General features: G+C 66.6%; 14 protein-coding genes and 1 pseudogene. 7 read left to right on the top strand and 8 right to left on the bottom strand.

The window, feature by feature from the left end; all coding sequences use genetic code 11:
* Window positions 1-1,082, top strand: a pseudogene (locus tag ACE3TU_RS12585) (ribonuclease E/G); the annotation flags it as partial.
* 141 nt (window positions 1,083-1,223) lie between these two features.
* Here ACE3TU_RS12585 and ACE3TU_RS12580 read toward each other — a convergent pair.
* Window positions 1,224-1,730, bottom strand: coding sequence for a GNAT family N-acetyltransferase (locus ACE3TU_RS12580; protein WP_374624660.1), 507 nt, complete (start codon window positions 1,728-1,730; stop codon window positions 1,224-1,226).
* Entirely contained in the window at window positions 1,727-2,887 is a 1,161-nt protein-coding gene (locus ACE3TU_RS12575) for a pyridoxal phosphate-dependent aminotransferase (RefSeq protein WP_374624658.1), read from the bottom strand. Before ACE3TU_RS12575 ends, ACE3TU_RS12580 begins: the two co-directional genes overlap by 4 nt.
* Window positions 2,888-3,021: 134 nt before the next feature.
* Between ACE3TU_RS12575 and ACE3TU_RS12570 the strand changes: the two genes are divergently transcribed.
* From ACE3TU_RS12570 to accC, 4 genes are all read left to right on the top strand, one after another.
* Entirely contained in the window at window positions 3,022-3,930 is a 909-nt protein-coding gene (locus ACE3TU_RS12570) for a DsbA family protein (protein ID WP_374624656.1), read from the top strand.
* Between the two features lie 98 nt (window positions 3,931-4,028).
* The gene (gene aroQ, locus ACE3TU_RS12565) at window positions 4,029-4,463 is read left to right on the top strand and encodes a type II 3-dehydroquinate dehydratase (RefSeq protein ID WP_374624654.1); all 435 of its coding nucleotides are present in this window, start codon (window positions 4,029-4,031) and stop codon (window positions 4,461-4,463) included.
* Window positions 4,464-4,473: 10 nt separating this feature from the next.
* Window positions 4,474-4,980 carry an acetyl-CoA carboxylase biotin carboxyl carrier protein gene (accB, locus tag ACE3TU_RS12560; RefSeq protein WP_374624652.1) on the top strand — a complete coding sequence of 169 codons (507 nt, stop codon included), beginning with the start codon at window positions 4,474-4,476 and terminating at the stop codon, window positions 4,978-4,980.
* 4 nt (window positions 4,981-4,984) lie between these two features.
* Window positions 4,985-6,337 (top strand): acetyl-CoA carboxylase biotin carboxylase subunit, encoded by a 1,353-nt coding sequence (gene accC / locus ACE3TU_RS12555; RefSeq protein ID WP_374624650.1) that lies wholly within the window; start codon window positions 4,985-4,987, stop codon window positions 6,335-6,337.
* 180 nt (window positions 6,338-6,517) lie between these two features.
* On the opposite strand, the gene ACE3TU_RS12550 is transcribed toward accC, so the two are convergent.
* Complete coding sequence (locus ACE3TU_RS12550; protein WP_374624648.1) at window positions 6,518-7,477, bottom strand: alpha/beta hydrolase; 960 nt, start codon at window positions 7,475-7,477, stop codon at window positions 6,518-6,520.
* 91 nt (window positions 7,478-7,568) lie between these two features.
* Here ACE3TU_RS12550 and aat point away from each other — a divergent pair, with 91 nt between their 5' ends.
* Window positions 7,569-8,207, top strand: a complete 639-nt coding sequence (gene aat, locus ACE3TU_RS12545; protein WP_374624646.1) for a leucyl/phenylalanyl-tRNA--protein transferase — start codon at window positions 7,569-7,571, stop codon at window positions 8,205-8,207.
* On the opposite strand, the gene ACE3TU_RS12540 is transcribed toward aat, so the two are convergent.
* From ACE3TU_RS12540 to ACE3TU_RS12525, 4 genes are read right to left on the bottom strand one after another with little or no spacing between them, the layout of a single operon-like run.
* On the bottom strand, window positions 8,195-8,980 hold the full coding sequence (locus tag ACE3TU_RS12540; protein WP_374624644.1) for an SDR family NAD(P)-dependent oxidoreductase: 786 nt from the start codon (window positions 8,978-8,980) through the stop codon (window positions 8,195-8,197). The two genes, aat and ACE3TU_RS12540, sit on opposite strands and share 13 nt — an antisense overlap.
* Window positions 8,981-8,982: 2 nt before the next feature.
* Window positions 8,983-9,474 (bottom strand): GyrI-like domain-containing protein, encoded by a 492-nt coding sequence (locus tag ACE3TU_RS12535; RefSeq protein ID WP_374624642.1) that lies wholly within the window; start codon window positions 9,472-9,474, stop codon window positions 8,983-8,985.
* Window positions 9,449-10,030: an SRPBCC domain-containing protein gene (locus ACE3TU_RS12530; RefSeq protein WP_374624640.1), complete on the bottom strand. Its 582-nt coding sequence runs from the start codon at window positions 10,028-10,030 to the stop codon at window positions 9,449-9,451. Before ACE3TU_RS12530 ends, ACE3TU_RS12535 begins: the two co-directional genes overlap by 26 nt.
* Window positions 10,014-10,361 (bottom strand): ArsR/SmtB family transcription factor, encoded by a 348-nt coding sequence (locus ACE3TU_RS12525; protein WP_374624638.1) that lies wholly within the window; start codon window positions 10,359-10,361, stop codon window positions 10,014-10,016. The genes ACE3TU_RS12530 and ACE3TU_RS12525 overlap by 17 nt, the downstream gene beginning before the upstream one ends.
* A gap of 213 nt (window positions 10,362-10,574) precedes the next feature.
* On the opposite strand from ACE3TU_RS12525, the gene ACE3TU_RS12520 reads away from it, so the two are divergent.
* Complete coding sequence (locus ACE3TU_RS12520) at window positions 10,575-11,801, top strand: EAL domain-containing protein (protein ID WP_374624636.1); 1,227 nt, start codon at window positions 10,575-10,577, stop codon at window positions 11,799-11,801.
* A gap of 16 nt (window positions 11,802-11,817) precedes the next feature.
* Here the strand turns inward: ACE3TU_RS12520 and ACE3TU_RS12515 are convergent.
* On the bottom strand, window positions 11,818-12,139 hold a 322-nt coding region (locus ACE3TU_RS12515; protein WP_374624634.1), incomplete at its 5' end, for a DUF2155 domain-containing protein.

Here is a 12,139-nt window from a genome sequence, read left to right as displayed (position 1 = left end):
TCTATATCCTCAACACCAAGCGCGGCACGCTCAACATGCTGGAGGCCAAGTACGGTCTCTCGATCACCGTGGTCGCCGATGACCATGTCGGGCCGGCGCACTTCGCCATCGAGCGCGGCGAAGCCCGTGTTCTCGACCGCGAGCAGACGGCCGGTGCGCATGTGCGGGTCGATACCGCAGCGCTGGCCGACGCGGTTGACGAAGACGCGGACGCTGCTGTCGAGGACGAGGAGGAAGACGAGGTCGAGGCCTCTACGTCCGAACGCCGCCCGGCGGCAGAGGATGGCGGCGAACGCAGCGGCCGCCGCCGTCGTCGCCGTCGCCGCGGTGGAGGCACCGACCGCGACGACCGGCCGGCACCGGCTCCGGTCACCGCGGAGGCCGCGGATGTCGATGCTTCGAACGACCAGGACGCCGAGGGGACCCCCGCCGACGAGAACGGTCGCGAGGACGGTGATGAACCGCGCCGCCGCCGCCGCCGCGGTCGCCGGGGCGGCCGCCGCAACCGGCGTGGCGATGAGGCCGGGACCGAAACGTCTGCCCCCGTCTCCGCGGACGACGGCGATGCCGACACCGCCGATGAGGCTGCCGCCGACGTCACGGCCGAGACGCAGGATGCCGTCGTTGCCGAGGTGGCGGTACTTCCCGAGGTGACTCCATCGCCGGTGGCCGAGAAGCCCAAGCGTGGCCGTCGCAAGAAGGCGGAGCCGGTCGTCGAGGCCGCTGCCGAGGCGGTTTCCGCGGAGCCCGCGGTTGCGGCCGTTGTTTCTGTGTCCGAACCGGAGCAGGACGCGCCGCCCAAGCCGAAGTCCCGTTCGCGCAAGAAGGTCGCCGCCCCGGTCGAGGCGGAGGTCGCTGCCGTTGCGCCCGAGAGCGTCGAAGTGACCGCTCCGGCAGAGGTGACCGCCGCGCCTCCGGCGGCAGAGTCGGCCGAGGAAGCGACGCCCGGTCGCCGCCGCAAGAAGTCCATTCCGGACGGAGAGATCGTCGTCAGTTCGACCGCCGCGCCGGCGGAGGCCCCGGCCGAAGAGGCCAAGCCCAAGAAAGGCGGCTGGTGGCAGCGCCGGCTCGGGCTGGGTTAGCAGCAGCAACCTGTCGCAGGCTCAAGGGCGGGAGTACTCCCGCCCTTTCTCATTTCCGCTCGGCCTAATCCACGCAGCGGGATCGCCCTCATCGTCGCGGGCAGACGCTCGGCATATCGCACCGGAGGGGCAAGCTGCCTGCTATCGCGCCGGGGCGTGCCGATAGACCAGATCGCCGTCGTCCTGGGGTGTTGCTGCAGCATCGCGAATGGCGCCGAGCCGCTGGGCGAGGCGGATCGAGGGTGCGTTGGCCGGATCGATGTAGCTCACGAGCGTCTCCAGACGCAGGGTGGCAAAGGCCCAGTCCCGCAGCGCTGCCGCCGCCTCGGCCGCATAGCCGTGACCCTCGAAACCGTCATAGAGCATCCAGCCGAGTTCCTTCTCGGGGAATAGCGGTCCGTGGTTGATGCTGACCTGGCCGATGCAGGCTCCGTCGGAGAGTCGATCGATCATCAGGGCTCCGTGTCCGAACAGGGACCAGCCGGCAATGTCGTGACAGAAGCTGCCCCAGGCGGCCCAGCCGACATGCGGACCGCCCATGTACCTTGCACGATCCGAGGCCATGAATGCTGCGAAGGCGGGATAGTCCGCCAGGATCGGCGCGCGCAACCGCAAGCGGACGGTTCGCAGGTCCGGGATGTCCGTCAACCGCGCCGCCGCAGGAAGGTCCCGATGCGGTCAAGCGACTCCTCGATCGTCGCGCGCGTCCCGGCGTAGGAAAACCGCACGAAGCGGTTGCCGTTCACTCGGTCGAAGTCGATTCCCGGGGTCGCCGCCACGCCCGCCTCATCGAGAAGCGTCTTGCAGAAGCCGAGCGAGTCGTTGGTGTAGCGGGAGAAGTCGACATAGGCATAGAAGGCGCCGTCGCCTTCGCTCGCGGCCCTGAGGTCGAAGCGAGCGAGGCCGGCCGCCAGCAACTGACGGTTCTGGGCATAGAGGGACTTCTGTGCTTCCGAGTAGTCGCGCTGGCCCAGGGCTACGGTCGCCGCGATCTGGCTCAGCGTCGGAGCCGAGATGAACATGTTCTGCTGCAGCATCATGGTACGGTCCATCAGCTGCGGCGGCAGCACCATCCAGCCGACGCGCCAGCCGGTCATGCAGTAGTATTTCGAGAAGCTGTTTATGATGATGGCATCGCCGGTGAACTCCAGCGCCGAGGTCGACGGACCGCGATAGTCGAGTCCGTGATAGATCTCATCGGAGATGAGCCGCACCCCGAGCCGTCGGCACACATCGACGATGTCACCGAGCGCCTCCCGCGTCACCGCGGCGCCGGTTGGATTGGCCGGCGAAGCGAACAGGAGCCCATCGAAGGACTGACGCCGATAGGCCGCCTCGACGTCCGCCGCGGTCAACCGCCAACCGGTTTCGGCCGTCATCGGGATCTCGACCGCCTCCATCCCCAGCCCGTCCAGCGTGTTCAGGTAGGCCGGGTAGCCGGGGCGGGTAACCGCAATTCTCGCCCCCTTGCCGAAGCCGCCGACAAAAGCCAGGATGAAGGCGGCGGAAGAGCCCATCGTGACGATCATCGCCTCGGGATCGACCGACACCCGGTGCTGAACGCGGTAGTAGTCGGCCAGTGCCAGCCTCAGATCGAGGATGCCCGCGGATGGCGTGTAGTGCTGAGGCAGGTCGAGCGCGGCGGCGACAGCCGCCCGCACCGCGGGAGCGGGCGGCGCTCCAGGCTCCCCGGACTCCATGTGCATGACCGACCGCCCCGCCGCTTCGAGCCGCTTGGAATGCTTGGTAATCTCCATCACATAGAAGGGACGGAGGCCCGTTGGCTTGTTCGACGCTTCGTTCATGCCCATTGGCTAGACGATCGCCCCGGATGCCTCAACTAGAATTGAAGAGACCGCATGGGGTGCGTCGATCAAAGCCTCGCATTTTGATCCCAACGTCGCTACTCAACGTCTGAACGTCTTGTCCCGGATAGCTCATGTCACGCCTCGGTCTCTTCCTCGTTCTCGTTGTCGGCATCGTTGGTGGTGGCCTCGCGGCAACCCTGCTACGTCCGGATGAAGCCAAGGTGCGGGCCATCGCGGCGGAAGTGGTCGCGGCAACCCCTGCCCCCCCGGCCGGTCTGGACCAGTCGGCGGTCGAGCGGATCGTCGCCGAACTGCTGGCCAAACAGAAGGCGGAGCAGCCGCCGCAATCGGAAGCCGCGCTTGACGCCGCCAGGCTCAACCCGATGATCGAGGACTACCTGCTCGGCAATCCCCGCATCCTGCAGCAGGTGTCGGCGGCGCTCGAGGCCGAACTGACGGCTGCCAAGAAGGCGGAGACCAGTGCGGCGCTCGCTGAGCTCGGGCCGGCGATCTACGAGGATCCTCGACAGATCGTGCTGGGGAACCCAAACGGCGACGTTACGCTGGTCGAGATGTTCGACTACAATTGCGGCTATTGTCGGCAGGCCCTGCCGGATATCGCCAGGCTGCTGGACGAGGACCCGAATCTCAAGATCGTCCTCAAGGAGTTCCCGATCCTCAGCCAGAACTCGGTGGACGCGGCGCGGATCGCCGTGCAGGTCGCCGACGCCGACGTCGACTACTGGACTTTCCACCAGGCGCTGTTCACCGGGCGGGGCCAGGTAGACAAGGCGGCGGCGCTGAAGGCGGCGGCTGATCTGGGGCTCAATCCGGTCGCGCTCGAACTGAACATGAATGCGCCTGACGTGGCCGGGCAGATCGAGATGACCTACCGCATCGCGCAGCGCCTCGACATTTCCGGCACGCCGACCTTCATCATCGGCGACGAAGTAATCCCCGGCGCCATCGGCATCGATCAGTTGCGGCTGAGGATAAACAACCTGCGTGCCTGCGGTTCGACCACCTGCCCCGCCGGCTGAGGCGTCGCACAGCCGAAGGCCCAACTTCCGCCCTTTTTCGTGCATTACTCCGCGGCGTGCTTGCGCCCGCTTGGGGGCCGGTGCACAAGGCACGAACCATGGCTCACCGCGTTCTCGTCCTCAACGGTCCGAACCTCAATATGCTCGGCACGCGCGAACCGCAGACCTATGGGTCGCAGACGCTGGCCGACATCGAACAGATGGCCATCGCCGAGGGCGCAGCACTCGGGCTCGAGGTGACCTGCCGACAGTCCAACGTCGAGGGGGAACTGGTCACCTGGATCCAGCAGGCGCTGGGCAATTTCCAGGCGATCGTCATCAACCCCGGTGCCTACTCGCACACCTCCATCGCCATTCACGACGCCTTCCGGGCAGTCGCCCTGCCGGTGATCGAGGTTCATCTGTCGAACATCTACACCCGCGAGCCCTTCCGCCATCATTCATATGTGTCGCCGGTGGCGATCGGGGTGATTTGCGGCCTCGGTGCCACCGGGTATAAGCTCGCGCTCCGCGCGCTGGCCGAAAAACTATAAGAGGCACACAATGACCAAGGCGTCTCAGAATTCCGACCAGGACCTGATAGAGGCCATTGCCAGGCTGCTCAACGAGCAGAACCTGGCGGAAATCGAGATCGAGCGCGAGGATCTGCGGGTGCGGGTCACGCGCAGCTATGCGACGCAGGCGGTGCAGCAAGTGGTTCCCACCTATGCTCCGGCTCCTTCGGCGCCCGTCCAGCCGGCAGCTGCCGCACAGGCGACCACGGGTGCCGCCGCAGCGGTGGCCGCGGCGAACAGTGCCGATGACCTGTCCTCCAACCCCGGCACCCTGACCTCTCCCATGGTCGGCACCGCCTACCTTTCGCCCGAGCCCGGAAAGGCCGCGTTCGCGCCGGTCGGCACGCGCGTTTCCGAGGGCCAGACGGTCTTGATCATCGAGGCGATGAAGACCATGAACCAGATTCCGGCGCATCGGTCCGGAACGGTGTCGCGCGTTCTCGTGGATGATGCCTCCCCGGTCGAATACGGCCAGCCGCTCGTCGTCATCGAGTAGGGCGATGGCCATGTTCCAGAAGGTCCTGATCGCCAATCGCGGCGAGATCGCGCTCCGTGTTCTGCGCGCCTGCAAGGAACTGGGCATTCAGACGGTCGCCGTTCATTCGACAGCCGACTCGAACGCCATGCACGTCCGCCTTGCCGACGAGAGCGTCTGTGTCGGTCCCCCGCCGGCGCGCGACAGCTATCTCAACATCCCCTCGATCCTCGCCGCCTGCGAGATCACCGGCGCCGATGCGGTGCATCCCGGCTACGGCTTCCTGAGCGAGAACGCGCGCTTTGCCCGCATCCTGAGCGAGCACAAGATCACCTTCATCGGCCCCTCCTCGCATCATATCGAGATCATGGGCGACAAGATCACCGCGAAGAAGACAGCGGTGGAACTCGGCATCCCGGTGGTCCCGGGCTCGGCCGGCGAGGTCAAGACCGAAGCCGAAGCCATCGAGACCGCGGCGAACATCGGATACCCGGTTCTGATCAAGGCAACGGCCGGCGGCGGCGGACGCGGCATGAAGGTGGCCTTGAGCGAGGCCGATCTGCTGGTGGCATGGTCCACGGCCCGCGCCGAGGCCAAGGCGGCCTTCGGCAACGAGTCGGTCTACATGGAGAAGTACCTCGGCAAGCCGCGCCATATCGAAGTGCAGGTGATGGGCGACGGCAAGGGCAACGCCGTGCACCTGGGCACGCGCGACTGCTCGCTGCAGCGCCGTCACCAGAAGGTCTGGGAAGAGGCTTCCGCTCCGACGGTGCCGAAGCACCAGCAGATGGAGATCGGCGAGATCTGCGCCGCGGCCATGCGCAAGCTCAAGTACTCGGGCGCCGGCACCATCGAGTTCCTCTACGAGGACGACCGCTTCTACTTCATCGAGATGAACACGCGCCTGCAGGTGGAGCATCCGGTCACCGAGCGGATCACCGGCGTAGACATCGTCTACGAGCAGATCCGGGTGGCGTCCGGGGAAACGCTGAGCCTTGTTCAGAAGGACGTCCAGTTCCACGGCCACGCCATCGAAGTCCGCATCAATGCCGAGGACCCGCAGACTTTCGCGCCCTCACCGGGCAAGATCCAGTTCTACCATCCGGCCGGTGGCGTCGGCATCCGCGTCGACAGTGCCGTCTACCAAGGCTACACCATTCCGCCCTACTACGACTCGCTGATCGGCAAGCTGATTGCCTACGGTCGCACGCGCGAGGAGTGCCTGCAGCGCCTGCGCCGGGCCGTGGACGAGTTCGTCGTCGACGGCGTCAAGACCACCCTTCCCCTGTTCCAGCGCCTGATCAAGGAGCCGGACATCATCGCCGGCAACTACGACATCCACTGGCTGGAGAAGTACCTGGGGATGAAGAAGGGCTGACCGGGCGACGCGGTTTCGCCGCTTTTCTGTCCCGATGCTGAACGGACGGATCAGCGCCGCTTCAGCCTGACTGATGCATGACATCTCCAACACGGAGCCTTGCCATGCACCTCTACGATCTGATCGATGCCGCCATCTTCCTGCTGCCGGTCCTGCTGGCGGTGACAATCCTGTTCCCGCTCACTCGGGTCTTGGTGCGATGAGGGTGGCCTCGACCTTGTCGAGCCACTCCCCGAGCATCCAACGGTAGCCGTTGCGGTCGGATTCGAAGCTCATCGGGTGCCGGTCCGCGTCCGTCTTCCAGAACAGCAGATCTGGCCTCGTGGCGGCCAGCCGTTCGCTGATGGCGAACGGCACCAGGGGATCGCGCCTGCCGTGTGCCACGAATACCGGCCCTTCGAAGGCGGCGATGGCGTCCAGGCTGACCGCCTCCCTGAGGTCCCGCCGGAACAGCGTCCACAGCTGCAGCCCCGCCGCGACCACCATGTCCGACATCGGCACCCAGTAGCGTTCACCCCCCGCCCGGACCACCGCCGGGAAGTCCAGCGCTGGCGCATCGAGGGCGAGACCGGCGATGCGATCGGTGTTGCCGGCGCGCATCAGGTATTGGCCGGCAATCGCCGCCCCCATCGACTCTGCGAGTATGGCGACCCGCTCGGCGCCGCGCCCGACCGCGAAGGTCACCGCCGCTTCGAGGTCCCGCCATTCGCCGAGCCCGAAGCTGTAGAGGCCATCCGCCGATCTCGGGGCTCCCTTGTCGTTGCGATAGGTGATCATCAATACCGGCACGCCGTGCCCGTGCAGCGTCTCGACCATGCGGTAGCCGTTCTCTCGCGTGCCGCCGATGCCGTGCACCCAGATGGCCCAGAGCCTCGAGGGCGCCGGCGCCGGGATCAGCCAGGCCTCCGCGTCGCCGAGTTCGGTCGGGTAGAGTACGGTCTCGTACTCCCAGCCGAATGCCGTCTCGGGGTCGCCGCGATAGCCGATCTGCAGCGGGTCGGATGGCGCGGCGCGCTTCTCACCCGACCAGTCGACGACGCCTGCCGTCAGCATGCCGCCCAGCGCCGCAACGAGCACCAGAGGCGCGACCAGCAGGTACAGCACCGCTACCCCGGCCAGCACAACCGCCAACGTTCGCATCGCGCCCCCTTGTCCATCCCGGCGCAGAGCCATACCAGCCCCCGCCGGAATGCGCATTGCCCAGCAGGTGCCGACGCCCCATATTTGCCGCATGTCGCGAAAGCCTGATCCCTTTGCCATAGACCTGACGCCTGAACTCATCGTGCGGGCCTACCAGGCGGGCATCTTCCCCATGGCCGAGGACGCCGGTTCGCCGGATCTGTTCTGGGTCAGCCCGCAGCAGCGGGGAATCATCCCTCTCGACGGCTTCCATATCTCGCGCCGGCTCGCGAGGACGCTGCGGACGCACCCCTATTCGGTGCGGATCGACACCGACTTCGCCGGGGTCGTGGAGGGCTGCGCCACGGCCGGCGTCGATCGCGACTCGACCTGGATCAATGCCGAGATCCGTCGCCTCTACGGCGCCCTGTTCGAGCGCGGCATCGCCCACACTGTCGAGGTCTGGGATGGGCCCACGCTGGTCGGCGGCCTCTATGGCCTCTCCCTGGGGGCGGCCTTCTTCGGGGAGTCGATGTTCCACCGCAGGACCGACTGCTCCAAGATCGCCCTGGCCAACCTGCTGTTTCGCCTGCGGGCCGGCGGCTATCGACTGCTCGATACGCAGTTCGTCACCGATCACCTGCGCAGTTTCGGCGGCATCGAGATCGCGCGCGAGGACTACGAGCTGCGCCTTGCCGACGCCATGCGCCACCGGGGCGACTTCCTGGCGTTCGACCGTCAGTCCACCTGAGCCCCGCCGGTCGCATTGAGGACCGTCGCGGTCATCGCACCGGCGAGGTCCGATGCGGCCAGCACCGCGGCGTCGGCGATGCCCGCCAGCGGCGTCAGGCGGCGCAGCGGCGTGCTTTGGCCGGCGCGCCGTTCGGCCTCTTCGAGGGTGATGCCTTCGGCCCTCGCATGGAGCTGAAACGCCTCGCGCACTCCGGGTGCATCCGGAGAGCCGGGGGAGCGGACGCACAGGCACCGCACCCCGTAAGGACCATTCTCGACCGCGAGGTGTCGGATGAAGTGCTCGACCGCACCCGTCGCGACCCCGAACCCGCCCATGATGTCGTAGGCCTCGCGCGCGGCGTTGGCCGAGATCCCGATGATCACCCCGCCCCCGTTCTTCGCCATGTGCCGGGCGGCCACCGTGCCCGTCGAGAACCAGGTCCGCATGGCCGTCAGGATCGGGGCGATGAAGCGGTCACGCGCCATGGCCGTCAGCGGCTCGCCCTGCGTATCGTCAAGGCCGACGGCGTTGAACATCAACCGGACGGGACCCACCGCCGCGACGATTCGGTCGAAGTGGGCCTCGACGGCCGCATGGTCGGTCGCGTCGATGGCGGCCACGTCGGCGCGCCCGCCGGCCATCCGTATCTCGCCGGCCACCCGTTCGAGGCCCGCCGCGTTGCGTGCCGCGAGGAACACGTGGGCGCCCTCGCGGGCAAACGCCTTCGACACGGCTCCGCCCACGGCGCCGCTGGCGCCATAGACGATGGCGACCTTTCCCCGCAGCAGCATGCTCAGTCCTTCACCTTGATCGCCACGGTCGTTTCCCACTTTGCGGGGTCGGGCTCGTCGTCAGGGCCGTTGGGGTAGATCTCCATCCGGCAGGCGAAATGGTCGCCATCGGCGGCCTCGTGGGCATCCCAGGCGATCCCCTTCTCCTTGGCCCAGCCGATGAGCACGGCATTGGCGTCCATCAGGTTGTCGTAGTGGCCCCAGTAGGTGAGCTCGGCATAGCGGCCGGGCGGCAGGATACCGCTGACCAGAGATCCAGCGTCGATGACAGATGCCGCAACGGGCACCGCAAAATCGATCTCGAGTTCGGGCATGCGGATGATGTTGTACTTGAAGAACACCGGCCCGGAGGGCTCGATCCCCTTCTGTCGGAGCACGTCGAACAATTCCGCCATCGCGGGAGCGATGTCCGCGTCGAATGGGATGCGGACCGTGCGACGCACCGCCACGAAGGGCTGTGCCGCGCGTTCAGTCGTTCTTGGCAGCGTAAGCATTGCCTGTTTCCTTTCTTTCCTCCTGGCGGCGAAGACGAGCCGCCACGATGTCATCGGCAACCCCATCGCTGCGCGGGCGGCCACGCGGGGGCGCATCGACCCCATCGAAGAGCGCCACATAGGCCGCCAGCAGTTCGAAGCCGCTGCGCCAGCCCCAGCCATGTCCGTCGCATTCGGCGCGCGAGATGAAGGGCGACTGGCGGAAGGCCATCGCCGTACGCCCGCCCAGGTCCGTGAAGTCCATCTCCACAAGCGTCTCGAACCCGTCATAGGCGTTGATGTAGGTGAAGCTGAGCCTCGTGTAGGGCTTGATCTCGCGGTACGTGCCGGAGATCCAGTGCTCGTGTCCCGGCCCGTTGCTCATGCAGCGTCGCCAGGCGCCCCCCTCGCGAAAGTCCTGCTCGCAGTGAAGCAGCGCATAGCCCTCCGGCCCGTGCCAGCGGACCAGGTGCTCGATGTCGCTCCACATCTTGAACACGAGGACCGGAGGCGCATCGAAGACCCTCTCGATGAGCAGCTGCAGATCCTCTTCGGGCGCCTCATTGCTTCGGGCCATGCGGATCTCCCTTCTGGATCTGTGCGAGGTAGGCGTCCATCCGATCGAAGCTGGCGTCCCAGTGGCGGCGATAGCGCTCTACCCAGCCCGCCACCTCGGCCAGCGGCGCGGCCTGCAACTGCACCGGCCGCCACTGCGCGTGACGACCGCGGGTAACGAGGCCGGCCTGCTCGAGGACCTTGAGGTGACGCGAGATCGCGGGCATCGAGATGTCGAACGGTGCGGTCAGCTCGCTCACCGATGCCTCGCCGCGGCTGAGGCGCGCAAGAATGGCCCGCCGCGTCGGGTCGGCCAGGGCCGCCAGGGTCTGGCTCAGAGGGTCGGACTGCATATTTCACCAAGACGTTAATTAACAGGACTGTTAAACATAAACCCGCGCTTGTCAAGCGTTGCCAGCCGTCGACAGCGGCGCGGCACCTGCCGGGTTTAGGGGACGGCCCGCTGTACGCTCACGCGCATTTGTACGCGTTTGCCTGCTTCATCTGTTCATTCGTCCCGAGAACTGGCAATACTGCAGGCTTTACTGACCAGATGAGTTTTCCAGATGTCGATTGCCAAGGACCGCCTTGATCTCACCCAGTTGTCAACGTCGGTGGCAGAGAGCATCCAGCGCGTTCTGTCATCGGTGCGCGGCTACCTCGGCATGGACGTCGCGTTCGTCTCCGAGTTTGCCGGCCAGCAGAAGATATTCCGCAATGTCGACTCCTCCCGCGCCGATGCACCGGTCAAGGCCGGTGGCGTCGTTCCTATTGCTGAGGGCTATTGCCGACACGTCGTCGAGGGGCGACTTCCCGAGTTGATACCGAATACCGGCCTGTTGCCGGCGGCCCGCGCCATCCCCGAGACCGCAGCCATCCCGATCGGCGCGCACCTGAGCGTGCCAATCCGGCTGCGCAGCGGTCGCACGTTCGGCACGTTCTGCAGTTTCTCCTACCTTCCCAAGCCATCGCTCGACCGGCGCGACCTGGAACTCATGCGCACGTTCTCTCAGCTCGTTGCCCGGCAGATCGACGGCGAGGTCGAGGCCGACGACCGTCGCCTGGAAAAGCTGGAGCGGGTGCGGGGGGCGGTCGGCGCGGGCGACCCGCAGATCGTCTATCAGCCGATCTGCCGACTGGCCGATGGCGCCGTCACGGGCGTTGAGGCCCTGTCTCGCTTCACGAGCGAACCCAGGCGAACGCCCGACCAGTGGTTCGACGAGGCGAGCGAGGTCGGCCTTGCCGAGATGCTCGAGCTGCTTGCCGTTCGCAAGGCCATCGTCGAAACGGAGACGCTGCCGCGCCAGCTCACGCTCAGTGTCAATATCTCGCCGAGCGTGGTCATGCATGGACGGCTGGAGGAGGCGCTGCGCGGCTTCGATCCACATCGGCTGGTGCTCGAAGTCACGGAGCACGAGATCATCGAGGACTATCAGCGCCTGATCGAGGCTCTGGCTCCATACCGCGCACGCGGGATCAAGGTCGCCATCGACGATGCCGGCGCCGGCTATGCCAGTCTCCGGCACGTTCTGATGCTGCGGCCCGATATCATCAAGTTCGACCTCTCCATCACCCGCGGTGTCGACGTCGATCCGATGCGCATGGCCATGGCGGCGGCACTTGCGGAATTCGCGCGCCACACCGGAACCGGCATCATTGCCGAAGGCGTGGAAACCGAGTCCGAACTCAAGGTGCTGAGGGAAATCGGAATCGAGAAGGGACAGGGCTACCTGTTCGGGCGCCCGATGTCGGCCAGGGCGATCAAGGGCGCGCAGCGGCCGCAGCCGGAGTAGACTCGGCGGGCCCGGGTCAGCCGCGGTCGTCTGCCGCGGCGGCAGCGCCCTCGGCAGGCGTGGCGCCCTGATCGCCTGAATTCGCCGCCGGCGGCGGGACGCTCGATGAGGTTTTGCAGTCGATCAACCAGATGTCGTAGACGGCATGGTCGATGGCGTTGAGCGCCGGGCTGTCGGCAAACATCCAGCCGGTGAAGACGCGCGCGACCGCCCCCTTGAGGCTGACCTGATCCACCTCGACGAACACGCTGGTGCGTTGCGTCTCGGTGGGGGGACGGGTGTAGCAGGCACGGGGCGTGATCTGCAGGGCGCCGAACTGAACCGTCTCGTCGATATAG

It is taken from the genome of Devosia sp. (genome assembly GCF_041917035.1).
Taxonomy (GTDB): Bacteria; Pseudomonadota; Alphaproteobacteria; order Rhizobiales; family Devosiaceae; genus Devosia_A.
Note: the sequence above shows the minus strand (reverse complement) of the source record. Positions and strands in the feature narration are given on the sequence as shown.